General features: G+C 37.9%; 12 protein-coding genes. 1 reads left to right on the forward strand and 11 read right to left on the reverse strand.

The genetic code is table 11. The features are described from left to right. Positions 1–13: 13 nt before the first annotated feature. From LQE94_RS01990 to LQE94_RS02005, 4 genes are read right to left on the reverse strand one after another with little or no spacing between them, the layout of a single operon-like run. Positions 14–778: an SDR family NAD(P)-dependent oxidoreductase gene (locus tag LQE94_RS01990; protein ID WP_240576876.1), complete on the reverse strand. Its 765-nt coding sequence runs from the start codon at positions 776–778 to the stop codon at positions 14–16. A 10-nt stretch (positions 779–788) separates the two neighbouring features. Continuing rightward, the gene (locus LQE94_RS01995) at positions 789–2,732 is read right to left on the reverse strand and encodes a YgiQ family radical SAM protein (RefSeq protein ID WP_118723713.1); all 1,944 of its coding nucleotides are present in this window, start codon (positions 2,730–2,732) and stop codon (positions 789–791) included. Continuing rightward, positions 2,717–3,433 carry a pseudouridine synthase gene (locus tag LQE94_RS02000; protein WP_240576877.1) on the reverse strand — a complete coding sequence of 239 codons (717 nt, stop codon included), beginning with the start codon at positions 3,431–3,433 and terminating at the stop codon, positions 2,717–2,719. The genes LQE94_RS01995 and LQE94_RS02000 overlap by 16 nt, the downstream gene beginning before the upstream one ends. A 54-nt stretch (positions 3,434–3,487) precedes the next feature. Further along, positions 3,488–4,879 carry an RsmF rRNA methyltransferase first C-terminal domain-containing protein gene (locus LQE94_RS02005; protein ID WP_240577010.1) on the reverse strand — a complete coding sequence of 464 codons (1,392 nt, stop codon included), beginning with the start codon at positions 4,877–4,879 and terminating at the stop codon, positions 3,488–3,490. A gap of 162 nt (positions 4,880–5,041) precedes the next feature. Here LQE94_RS02005 and LQE94_RS02010 point away from each other — a divergent pair, with 162 nt between their 5' ends. Further along, entirely contained in the window at positions 5,042–5,956 is a 915-nt protein-coding gene (locus tag LQE94_RS02010; RefSeq protein ID WP_240576878.1) for a transporter, read from the forward strand. A gap of 40 nt (positions 5,957–5,996) precedes the next feature. Here the strand turns inward: LQE94_RS02010 and LQE94_RS02015 are convergent, their stop codons facing one another. The 7 genes from LQE94_RS02015 to LQE94_RS02045 all read right to left on the reverse strand — a co-directional run bounded on the left by LQE94_RS02015 (position 5,997) and on the right by LQE94_RS02045 (position 12,270). Further along, complete coding sequence (locus LQE94_RS02015) at positions 5,997–6,569, reverse strand: hypothetical protein (RefSeq protein WP_022076436.1); 573 nt, start codon at positions 6,567–6,569, stop codon at positions 5,997–5,999. 2 nt (positions 6,570–6,571) lie between these two features. Next, positions 6,572–7,063, reverse strand: coding sequence for a pantetheine-phosphate adenylyltransferase (gene coaD, locus LQE94_RS02020; RefSeq protein WP_118723715.1), 492 nt, complete (start codon positions 7,061–7,063; stop codon positions 6,572–6,574). After that, positions 7,057–7,626, reverse strand: a complete 570-nt coding sequence (rsmD, locus tag LQE94_RS02025) for a 16S rRNA (guanine(966)-N(2))-methyltransferase RsmD (RefSeq protein ID WP_022076438.1) — start codon at positions 7,624–7,626, stop codon at positions 7,057–7,059. The genes coaD and rsmD overlap by 7 nt, the downstream gene beginning before the upstream one ends. Positions 7,627–7,717: 91 nt before the next feature. Then, entirely contained in the window at positions 7,718–7,924 is a 207-nt protein-coding gene (locus LQE94_RS02030) for an alpha/beta-type small acid-soluble spore protein (RefSeq protein WP_022076439.1), read from the reverse strand. 149 nt (positions 7,925–8,073) lie between these two features. Then, entirely contained in the window at positions 8,074–10,134 is a 2,061-nt protein-coding gene (gene recG / locus LQE94_RS02035; protein WP_240576879.1) for an ATP-dependent DNA helicase RecG, read from the reverse strand. Between the two features lie 109 nt (positions 10,135–10,243). Beyond that, complete coding sequence (locus tag LQE94_RS02040; RefSeq protein ID WP_240576880.1) at positions 10,244–11,896, reverse strand: DAK2 domain-containing protein; 1,653 nt, start codon at positions 11,894–11,896, stop codon at positions 10,244–10,246. Positions 11,897–11,910: 14 nt separating this feature from the next. After that, positions 11,911–12,270 carry an Asp23/Gls24 family envelope stress response protein gene (locus tag LQE94_RS02045; RefSeq protein ID WP_117988934.1) on the reverse strand — a complete coding sequence of 120 codons (360 nt, stop codon included), beginning with the start codon at positions 12,268–12,270 and terminating at the stop codon, positions 11,911–11,913. Positions 12,271–12,472: the final 202 nt, after the last annotated feature.

Here is a 12,472-nt window from a genome sequence, read left to right on the forward strand (position 1 = left end):
TAATACTATCTCCTTACTTCTTTCTCGTCATTGCTTTTAATATCGCAGAATGTGGAATCACTTTTGTCCCTGCCCAGGCACATTTCATTGCTATTCCATAAACTGAAACTTCTTTTTTCTTTCTTGAATCCTGCAGTGCTTTTTTGACTACATTTGAAGCTTTTACAAGGGTTAATTTTTTCAACACATTTTCCAGTTCACCTGATACTTTAAAAAACTCTGTATCTACAGGTCCGGGACATACTGCCGTTACATAAATATTGCGTGGTCTCAGCTCTCGGTTTAATCCTCTCGAAAAACTCAAAACATAGGATTTTGTAGCAGCATACACAACAAACTCTGGTTGTGGACAAAACGCTGCCGCAGAAGCCAGGTTAATAATCCTGCTTCCTTCTTTCATATATTCCAGGCACAAAAATGTCATTCTTGATAACGCAATACAATTCAGGTCGATCATTTTTAATTGCACTTTTTGATCTTCCTTTAAAATATCTTCTGCCAGCCCACTTTTCCCGAATCCGGCCGCATTTACCAGCATACGTATATCTGGCTTTTCTTCCTCTAACGCTGCCCTTAATTCATGATAAACCGGAGGATGAAGCAAATCCCCACAAAATATTCTCACTGGTACCAGCAATGTTTTTTCTAATTCTTCCAGCCGTTCTTTTCGTCTGGCAATTACCCAAATTTCATCTAAATTTTTATAGAAATGTGTAATTTGTTTTGCAAATTCTCTTCCCATTCCAGAAGAAGCTCCTGTAACGATTGCTATTTTCATATTCAACCTCCTATCGTCTCTTCTCTGTTTTGTTCCGCTTTCCAGAGCGTACTCTGTTGTTTTTAGTATCTACTCTGTTTTTTGAATTTACACGAGTCCCTGCTTTTTTCTTTTGTACATTTGTGCCTTTACGTTTTGGCGCCGCATCCTGCTTTTCTTTTGCAAATTGTCTAGGCCGTATCAGACACTGTTCGTCAAATCCAATCAGATCTGTTCTCCCCGCCTTAACTAGTGCCTCTTTTACAAGATTATAATTTGCCGGATTACGATATTGTATGAGTGCTCTTTGCATTGCTTTTTCATGCGGATTCTTTGGTACATAAACCGCTTCCATTGTTCTTGGATCCAATCCTGTATAATACATACATGTAGATATTGTTGATGGAGTTGGATAAAAATCCTGTACCTGTTCCGGCATATAGCCTAAATCTCTGCAATACTCAGCAAGTTCCACCGCTTCTTTCAGTGTCGAACCCGGGTGTGAAGACATCAAATATGGTACGAGATATTGTTTTTTTTCAAGCTGTTCATTCATCTTATAAAATTTCTTTGTAAATGTCTCATACACTGAATTTTTCGGTTTTCCCATCTTCTGCAATACTGCATCTGAAACATGCTCCGGAGCAACTTTTAGTTGTCCGCTGACATGATATTCGCAGAGTTCTTTTAAAAATGTCGGATCTTTATCCGCAAGCAAATAATCAAATCGAATACCAGAACGGATAAATACCTTTTTCACTTTTGGCAGACTTCTCAATGTACGCAATATATCAATATATTCTTTATGATCTGCAACTAAATTCTTACATGGTTCCGGAAACAAACATTGCTTATTTGTACATGCCCCATATTTTAATTGCTTTTTACATGCAGGTTGTCTAAAATTCGCTGTTGGTCCTCCCACATCGTGAATATATCCTTTAAATTCTGGCTCCTGAATACATAATTTTGCCTCCTGGACCAGCGATTCTTTACTACGTGTCTGAATAATACGCCCCTGATGAAAGGTCAATGCACAGAAGCTGCATCCTCCAAAACACCCTCTGTTACTGATCAAACTAAATTGTATCTCCTTTGCTGCCGGAATCCCACCATCTTTTTTATAGGACGGATGAAAGGTTCTCATATAAGGCAGTGCATACACATCATCCATTTCCATCTGTGTAAGTGGTTTTGCCGGTGGATTCTGCACCACATATAAATGTTCGTTATATGGTTCAACCAATCTTTTCCCGGAGAAAGGATCTGTATTACAATATTGCTTATAGAAACTTCTGGCATAAGTTTCTTTGCTTTCCTTTATTTCTTCAAAACCAGGTAAAATCTCGGCATCATATATAGAATCGAGATCTTTCACTTTTACAACAGTTCCATCTAAATACGTAAGATCCTGTATTTCAATTCCTGCATTCAATGCATCTGCAATCTCTACAATAGAGCGCTCACCCATTCCATAAGAAATCATATCTGCCCCTGAATCCAGCAGAACAGAACGCTTTACTTTATCTGACCAATAATCATAATGTGCCAATCGGCGTAAACTTGCCTCGATTCCGCCAAGAATGATAGGTGTATTCTTATAAGTCTGACGAATTAGATTGCCATATACAACCGCCGCATAGTCTGGTCGCTTTCCCATCACCCCTCCTGGTGTATACGCATCGGATGGTCTTCTTTTTTTCGAAACAGAATAATGGTTTACCATAGAATCCATATTTCCTGCCGATACGAGGAAACCAAGTCTTGGTTCTCCAAAAATCGTTACACTATTTTTATCTTTCCAGTCTGGTTGTGATATAATCCCCACTTTATATCCCCTGGATTCCAATATTCTGCTTATAATTGCATGACCAAAAGAAGGATGGTCCACATAGGCATCTCCAATTACATATACGAAGTCTACCTGCTTCCATCCTCTCCTTTTCATATCTTCTTTACTTATTGGTAAAAACATAAATCTGCAATCTCCTGTTCTGTCAATTCACGATATTCTCCTGGCTTCAATGATTCGTCTAAAATCAATGTCCCCATCTGAAGACGTTTCAAATATACTACTTCTTTTCCTACTGCTTGAAACATTCTCTTTACTTGATGAAACTTACCTTCACATATCGTAAGCTCAATTTCTGACTGTGTTCCTGATTTTAAAACCCGAAGCTTTGCAGGACGAGTCAATTTTTCTTCCCCTATGTCAACCCCTTGTTGAAATGCCTCTACATCTTCAATTGTTACCTCCCCATCAATTTTTGCATAATACACTTTATCCACATGCTTTGATGGTGACAAAAGTCTATGTGCAAGTTCACCATCATTTGAAATAAGCAACAATCCTTCTGTATCTCGATCAAGTCTTCCGACAGGAAAAAGATCTCTTCTCTTCCTTTCTATAATTAAATCTATTACTGTTTTTTCGCGTTTATCTTCCGTTGCTGAAATCACACCGGCCGGTTTATTCAACATATAATATTCATGCTGTGCATAACCCACCAAAACTCCGTCAAACAAAACATGGTCTGAATCTGTATCCAACTTTGTTTCCGGTTTCTTGACAATCACATTATTCACCCGGACAAGTCCTTTACTGATTGCTTTCTTTACTTCACTTCGTGTACCTTTCCCCATATCAGCAAGATACTTATCCAATCTAATTTTCATCTTTCTTCTCCCCTGCTTTAAATGCTTAACACCGGCCTTTAAAAGTGTTCCTTATTATGACATCCAACGCCAACCCGGAAGATATTTATTCTTCAACGTCTGGTTTGCAAGTTTTCCAAAACCTAACGGATAACCGTCCACGCAGACAAGATACCACCCTTTTTCTTTCCTTGAAGTAATATCTTCTACATCCAGTGTTTCCCCTTTTAAATATTTTATTACTCTGTCGTCCGACACCGGCAAATCTAATATGCGTGGATATTCCTCCTTTTTTAAACACATTGCCAGTGCCTGGCTCGGCTCAAAACGGTTCTTTTTCACTTCTCCTAACAAAAGTCCTGAACGAAGGAAACGCACTCCTTTTAACATCGGAAGATTCTCTGGCATATAGTAAACACGCTCTTCGCGAATATCCAATCGAGATTTATCAATATCCCATGACAGCTCCTTTAAAAACTGTTCCAGTTCTTCTGGAAGTTTTTTCACCCCGCCTTTTGGTTTTGCTGGTTTTTCATTTTTTCCTTCTGCATTGTCATCACCTTTTTTTACTAAAGCAAGATAATGGCCTTCGCCTTGCATCTTATGTGGAAAAATACGAACTGTCTTACGATATTCCTCACTATGATTTTCAACATATTTCGGAATTCCTTCACAGAAGCCCTCATATCCCTCCATTTCACAAATTTTAAACTCAGGACATGTCTCTAGCAGGTATTCTACTGTTTTCTCATTTTCCAACGGATCAAACGTGCAAGTTGAATATAATATCATTCCCCCCGGCTTCAACATCGCTGCTGCCTGTGTAATGATACTTCTTTGCAATTTAGAGAAGAACTCCGGTCCATGCTCTTCCCACGCTTTTACCATCTTTTTATCTTTTCGGAACATTCCCTCTCCGGAACATGGTGCATCAATCAGTATTTTATCAAAATACTCCGGAAAATATTCCACAAGTTTTCCCGGTTCCTCACTGATCACCATCATATTTCCAATACCAAACAATTCCAGATTTTTGAGCAACCCTCTTGCTCTTGAATTGCTGATATCATTGGCGATCAGTACACCCTCTCCTTTTAATTTTGCTCCTAATTCTGTAGCTTTTCCACCGGGAGCAGCACATACATCCAGAACACGTTCTCCTGGTTCAACCGGAATACGGCTTGCAGGCGTCATTGCACTCGGCTCCTGAAGATAATACAATCCGGCAAAATAATATGGATGTTTCGACGGCTGTATTTTATCTCCATCATAATAAAATCCATTTGGTATCCATGGAACCGGTGTTAATGACCATGGCGCAATCTTCAAAAAATCTTCTACTGATATTTTATTTGTATTCACACGCAGTCCATAATAGCGCGGTTCATCATAACACTGCAAATAATTGTCATATTCATCCTGCAGTAATTCTTTCATTTTATTCTCAAATTTTTCCGGTAATTTTATCATTCTATTGCATTCCTCGTGTCTTTATTTTCACTGTTTTTTACAGTATATACAATAATCATATCATACTTCATTGTGTCACAGGAATCATAAAAAATCAAGTTGTTTCATATATCTTTACCAACCCACTTTCTCTTAGGTCATCCGAATGGAGTAGTCTTTATGCAAAAAACTTTTCTTGGTATTTCCAGTGTTATCTTGTTTATATCTATGCTTATTTTTCCAAAAGCAGTTTTACTTGGAGCCTCAAACGGACTCTTGCTCTGGTTTCATATTATTATTCCCACTTTGTTTCCGTTTCTCTTATTAAGCACTTTTCTTTTATCTACAAAAAATATCTGCTACATCACAAACATGTTTGGCAATTTTATTTCTTATATATTCGGTGTATCCAAACCTTCCAGTTATTGTATTCTGGTTGGATTTTTGTGTGGTTATCCTCTCGGCGCGAAAACAGTTGCGGACTTTGTACGTGATGGGCTCATCTCACAAGAAGAAGGGCGTTATTTGTTGTCTTTCTGTAACAATACAAGCCCTTCTTTTATTATGAACTATCTTGTACTTAAAACATTAAACAAAGAAAAACTTTTACTCCCTACTCTCTTTATTTTATTTTTCTCATCATACCTCATCAGTATTTTCGAACGTAAACACTATCATTTTACACCTTTAAATAGGCATTTTTCATTCCACAAACCTGTCTGGTCTATAGAGGCCTTTGACCTTGCAGTTCTTGATAGCTTTGAATCACTTGTAAAAATAGGCGGATATATCATATTTTTTTCTGTCTTGCTAACACTTTGTCAGCAGATTCCATTCCGTTCCCCTGTTTTCCAGATAATCTTTTCTTCTCTTGAAATTACAAACGGACTCAAACTTCTTGCGAATCTTCCGTTTTCATTCCAGACACGATATATTCTATGTGTAGGACTTACAGCCTTTGGCGGTTTATGCTCTGTTGCTCAAACTAACTGTATGCTTCATGATACCGGTCTGTCCATATGTTCCTATACAAAACAAAAACTGGCAGCCGCAGTGACCGCCAGTATTCTATGTATGCTTTATTGTAAAATTTAATTCATACTTGTCTTTCTATTTTAAATCAATATGAGCACTTCTATGCATCTACATCTTCCGGAACAAGTCCATCATCCTGTACAAGTTCTGCACGATTTGAACGTACTACATCATAACACTCCTGCAATGAATTAATCAGTCCATCATATTTTGTAGAATAACTGTCCAAAGTATGTCCAATAATGTTCTCAGCATTAGAAAGAAGGTCATCCGTATACTGAATTGCTCCCATACGGATTGCATTTGCATCAGAAGTAGCATTGTCAACAATCTCCTGCGCCTGTGCAGTAGCCTGTGTTACAATCTCGTTTGCCTGTGCATATGCCTGCTGCATAATCTCATGTTCACTTACAAGTTCTGTTGTCTGTACCTGTGCTTCTTCAATCATAGCATCAGCTTTCGCCTGTGCATCTGCCAGAATCGCATCTCGATTAGCGATAATCTTCTGATAACGTTTAATCTCGTCTGGCGTTTTCATACGAAGCTCTCTTAACAATTCATCTAAATGCTCTTTGTTAACAATAATTTTAGTAGTAGACAATGGCTGATATTTACAATCTCTGTCTATGTACTCTTCAATCTCTTCAATAATCTGTTCAATACGACTGCTCATGATTATACTCTCCTTTTTTCTTTCATCTTCTGTTCAAGCTTTCCAACTACCGCTTCCGGCACAAACTGTGTAATATCTCCACCATAAGAAGCAATTTCTTTTACAGTTGTAGAACTTAAATATGAATATTCTATACTAGTCGTCAAAAATATGGTCTCAACGTCCGGATTCAGTTTGTGATTCGTCTGGGACATCTGTAACTCATATTCAAAATCTGTGATTGCACGCAAGCCACGAATTACAACCCCTGCCTCCATCTTGGCAGCAAAATCAATCAACAACCCATCAAAAGGATAAATCCGAACATTTGGTATATCTTTTGTCACTTCCTTTAACATTCTAACACGTTCTTCGACAGAAAACAACGGCATTTTAGCATTATTATTCAGCACTCCGACAATCAATTCGTCAACCATTTTACTAGATCTTCTGATCACGTCCAGATGTCCATTTGTAACCGGATCAAAGCTTCCCGGATATATTGCTCTTAACATATTTCTTGTTTCCCCTCTTTTTCTATAAAGACATGTTTGTTTGTTTTATATTCTTTTGTTTTAATCATTCGAAATCCCATCTGTTCCAGATAAGAAAACTCTGTATCTAATGAAGCTTCTACGATAATTACGGTATCTTCATAAACCAGTTCTGATTTCGATAAATAAGATAGCACCATCTTCTCCAGTTCCTGATTATATGGTGGATCCATGAAAATATAATCGAAGGTTTTTTCACCTTCCAATTGATACAACGCTGTCATGACATCCTTTGTCATAGTCATCGCTTTCTTATCTAATTTTGTATATTTTAAATTTTCTTTAATACATTCCATCGCACGAGGATTCTTTTCCACAAATACCGCTTCTTTCGCACCTCTGCTAAGCGCCTCTATCCCGATTCCTCCACTTCCACTGAACAAATCTAAAAATATGCTATCATAAATATATGGGGATATCATATTAAACAATGTTTCTTTAATTCGATCCGTCGTCGGTCTCGTCTCCATCCCATCCAGTGTTTTTAATTGTAATCGTTTTGCACTTCCTGCTATTACTCTCATAAGACTCCTCCTGTCTAACATGGTGAATTTTAGCAGAAAAAAGCACCTAGGTCAATTCCTAAGTGCCTTTTCTTCATATTTTCTATGGTTGTTATTTACCTGCCATCTGTTTTTCCTGCTGCTCGATCATCTTTTTAACCATATAACCGCCAACAGAACCATTCTGTTTTGATGTCAGATCCCCGTTGTATCCATCTGACAACGGAACTCCAAGTTCACTTGCTACCTCATATTTAAATTTGTCTAATGCACCTTTCGCTTCTGGCACAGCTGCTCTGTTTGATGAACGATTTGCCATGTTTGTTTCCTCCTTTTGCGTCTTTTTGTAACTCTCTTTTCGTTACGTTTTTTGTTGTAACTGTGTTGTTACACTCATAGTATATGAAGGATTCAAACTTTTACACTGGGAATTTTTCCTATTTTAATTTCTACACTCAAATCTTTTTATTACAGTGTTGTCTCAAGCATTCCTCCCTGAATGATTTTTTGAACTTGTTGTTTTAAAGATTCATATTTTTCTTTTTCAAGTTGTGGATCTTCTTCCAGAATCAGATTTGCAACTTCACTTGCCTGTTGAAGCACCTGCGAGTCCTGAAAGACATCCCCAAGCTTAAAATCAAGAATACCGCTCTGCCTGATTCCGAATAAATCTCCGGGACCTCTAAGCCTCAAGTCTTCACTCGCTATAAAAAATCCATCATTTGATTTATTCAAAATATCCAAGCGTTCTTTTGTCTCTTTGGATTTTGACGCACTCATAAAAATACAATATGATTGATACTTTCCTCTTCCGACTCGCCCGCGCAACTGATGTAACTGTGCAAGTCCAAATCGTTCTGCATTTTCAATCAGCATGACTGTCGAATTCGGCACATCAATTCCGACTTCAATTACAGTTGTTGAGACTAATACTTGAATTTCATTTTTTGAAAATGCTTCCATAATCTCGTCTTTCTGAGACTGCTTCATTTTACCATGAAGGCATTGTACCTTAATGTTCACACCCATTATTTCCTGCAAATTTTCCGTATAATCTGTAACATTTTCTACTTCAAGTGTCTCACTTTCTTCAACCATAGGACAAATCACATAACATTGTCTTCCCTGTGCTATCTGATTTTTTATAAACCGATATGCTGTATTGCGATAGCCCGTATCAACGACACAATTTTTTATCGGAAGTCTATTTTTCGGGAGCTCGTTTATTACAGAAATATCTAAATCCCCATACACTATAATTGCCAGAGTTCTTGGAATCGGTGTCGCACTCATCACAAGAATATGTGGACTTACACCTTTATTTGCCAAACTTTCACGCTGTTTTACTCCAAAACGATGCTGTTCATCTGTCACGACCAGCGCCAGATTTTTGTAAATCACCTTTTCCTGGATTAATGCATGTGTGCCTATAACCAACTGAATTTCACCTGCTTCAACTGCTTCATAAACCATTCTTTTTTGTCTGGCTGTCATAGAGCCCGTCAAAAGTCCCACTTTCAATGAAATCTCATATTCCTGCAACATATGATTGATGTTTTCAAAATGTTGTCTTGCCAAAACCTCTGTTGGTGCCATCATCGCAGCCTGATATCCATTTAGTCCTGCATACATCATTGCAAGCAATGCAACAATCGTTTTTCCAGAACCTACATCCCCTTGCACAAGTCTCGACATCACATGGATTCCTGCCATATCATTTTTTATTTCTCTCCAGACTGTTTTTTGCGCATCCGTAAGTTCAAATGGCAGACTGTTTAAAAATTTCTCAATTTGCGGTTGCTTGCGAAAACAATACGGATTTAAAACACGTTCCTCGCTTTCTTTCAGCATACGAAGTGAAAGAATAAACAACATAAATTCCTCAAAGACAAGTCGTTTTCTCGCATGATAAAATTCTTCTTTATCTTTTGGAAAATGAATTCCATAAATTGCCCGGCGATAATCAGAAAGCTGATATTCCCTCACCATATCTTTTGGCAAGATTCCCTCTCCCACATCACACTCTTCCAACACCTGCCTGACTGCTTTCATCACTGCGTGATTGGTAAGCCCGGTAACTAATGGATAAATCGGCTGAAGCGTATCTTGTTTCAGATCATATTTGGATGCAGGGCAAAACACTTCCGGATGTTCCATTACAAGCCCTTCTTTTTTTCGGATAACACGCCCTCGAAGTGTGATTGTCCCTGCTTTTGCCAATGTATTTCGCAAAAACGGCATGCGAAACCATATAACCTTTAGTGTTCCTGAAATATCTTTTAAATATACTGTTGTAATCTGCATCTTAGGACTTCCGCCAACCTGGATTCTCCCATAAATACTCCCGGTAACAGTCATTGTTTTTCCTTCTTCTAATTCACTGATTGGCACAGGCTCTTCATACACATCATAACCTCTCGGGAAATATCTGATCAAATCTCCAATTGTATAGATTCCTGCTTTTTGAAATATCTTTTCTGTCTTCTCTCCAATTCCTTTCAGGGTACTGATCCTTGCTGTCTCGTTCATCTTTTATATCACCTTATATTTTAAAACAGATCAGTCTTCACATAGAAAACCGATCTGTTATTCAATCTCTTTTGGTCTCTGTTTTTGTTTTATAGAACCCTCTTACTTTTTATTCTACTGACAGCACATAATAATAAATTGGCTGTCCACCACAATGAAGATCTACATCTGCATCTGGATATAATTCTTCAATTTCAGATGCAAGTTTCTCTGCATCTTCTTCCTGAGTATCTTGTCCATAATAAATACTGATCAATTCGCTGTCTTCATCTGCCATCAAGGACAACATCTCTTTTGTTGTTGCTTCTACAGACTGCCCTACTGAAAGGATTCCTTCATCCCCGATACCCATGATATCCCCTTCGTGAATTTCTTTATCATCAATGTGTGTATCACGAACCGCATATGTCACCTGACCCGTCTTAACATTCTTGATTTCTTCTTTCATCATCTCTTCATTAGCCTTTGCGTCCTCTTCAGGCACATAGTTAATGATTGCTGTAATTCCTTGAGGAACTGTCTTTGTTGGAACTACGATAATGTCTTTATCCTCTGTCAATGCTTGTGCCTGGTTTGCTGCAAGAATGATATTCTTATTATTCGGAAGAATAAAGATATGATCTGCATTGACCTGATCAATTGCTGTCAACATATCTTCTGTACTTGGGTTCATTGTCTGACCGCCTTCAATGATATAATCAACTCCCAGCTCACGGAAAATCTCATTCATTCCTTCTCCGATAGATACAGCAATAAATCCCACATCTTTACGTGGCTCTTTTTTTGCCTGCTCTGCTGCAAGTTTTTCTGCATCACGGATTAATTTTTCCTGATGTTCTTCTCTCATATTATCAATCTTCATACGCGAAAGCTGTCCATAAGTAAGAGCTCTCTGAATTGCAAGTCCTGGATCATTCGTATGCACATGGATTTTAACAATATCTTCATCCGCTACACATACAATCGAATCACCTATAGATTCCAGAAAAGCCTTAAATTCATGCTCATCTTTCTCTGTAAATGCTTTTTCTGTCATAATTATAAATTCTGTACAATATCCGAATTTGATATCTGTCTGTGCCTGTGCATCCGGCTTAACCATCGTTGTTCCCACACCGGATTCAATTGCACTATAATCAATCTCTTTACCTTGGAAAGCATCATATGCACCATTCAGCACTTCAAGAAGACCCTGTCCGCCAGAATCCACAACTCCTGCTTCTTTTAATACCGGAAGCATCTCAGGTGTTTTAGAAAGAACTTCTTTTGCATATGCGATAACTTCTGGAATGAATACTTCCAAATCGTTCGTTGTCTCAGCCATCTCACGGGCTTTCTCTGATGCACCTTTTGCCACTGTCAGAATTGTTCCCTCTTTTGGCTTCATAACCGCTTTATAAGCAGTTGCTGTTGCACGTTCACACGCTGACGCCAATGCCTGCACATCTACTTCTTTATGTTCTTTGATTTCTTTTGTAAATCCACGAAGAAGCTGGGAAAGAATAACTCCTGAGTTACCTCTTGCTCCTCTTAATGAACCAGACGAAATTGCTTTCGCAAGTGCTGTCATATCTGCAGATTCCAAACCTTGTACTTCTTTTGCAGCTGACATAATTGTAAGTGTCATATTTGTACCTGTATCTCCGTCTGGAACCGGGAATACATTCAATTCATTAATATATTCTTTTTTAGCTTCCAGATTTGCTGCTCCTGCAAGAAACATCTTTGTAAGCAGCTCTGCATTTATCGAATTCGTTGCCACGATCAATATCCTCCTTAATCAATCACTCTGACACCTTCAACGAAGATGTTAATTTTATCGACTGTCATACCGGTGAATTCTTCTACTTTATATTTTACATTATTCATCAAATTATCTGAAACAGACAGAATATTTACACCATAAGCAACAATCACATGAAAATTCAGAGTTAAACTGTTCTCATCTGAAATCTCAATCTGAATCCCATGAGTCAGACTCTCTCTTTTTAATAATTTTACAAGACCGTCTTTCATATTCACCGCTGCCATACCTACAACTCCAAAGCACTCTACTGCAACGGAACCTGCATACTTCGCAATTACTTCCGGGTTGATTGTAATAATCCCCAGATCTGTACTCATACTACCTTTCATTTCTATATACCTCCAATTTCAAATGGATTTCAAACCTATACTTTTTAATACAGATATGATTATATTAGCATGAAAACTATATTCTGTGAACCATCTTTCTTTAAAAAATATCGAGAAAATTAAAAATAAATGTCACTAATTCAAAAAAACGCTTGCATTCATTGCAGCTTTCTGCTAGAATATCAGTGTTGTGAGTCTAATT

The sequence above is a fragment of the Mediterraneibacter sp. NSJ-151 genome (genome assembly GCF_022487435.1).
GTDB lineage: Bacteria > Bacillota > Clostridia > Lachnospirales > Lachnospiraceae > Schaedlerella > Schaedlerella hominis.